We start from the raw sequence: 274 nt of genomic DNA, 5'->3' as shown, positions 1-274 counted from the left end.
TTGCGGAAATAAGCACCATTTCTAGAATTGCCAGTATTCCAGCCATTTCTGGCATAGGGATCATAGCCCAGAAAGGCAGTCAACTCAGCTTCTAGCAAGTTATTAACAGCCTGTTGTAGCTCTTTGCGCAATAAATCATTTATTTTGTCTGGATTGAATAGAGCTTGAGCAAAATCTTTGGTAAAATCATTCATGAAGGAGTTCTTCTTTCTGTATGTGTTTTTTGTTCAAACCAATCATACGAGAAAGGAACTCCTTTTTCTAATGTTTAAAG

At 36.9% G+C, this 274-nt stretch carries 1 protein-coding gene; it reads right to left on the bottom strand.

The features are described from left to right. Positions 1-194: transposase (locus CP363_RS10610; protein ID WP_180707493.1), on the bottom strand; the 194-nt coding region annotated here is incomplete at its 3' end. Positions 195-274 lie beyond the last annotated feature (80 nt).

The sequence above is a fragment of the Lactobacillus sp. UMNPBX12 genome (assembly GCF_002553955.1).
Lineage (GTDB): Bacteria > Bacillota > Bacilli > Lactobacillales > Lactobacillaceae > Lactobacillus > Lactobacillus crispatus.
Note: the sequence above shows the minus strand (reverse complement) of the source record. Positions and strands in the feature narration are given on the sequence as shown.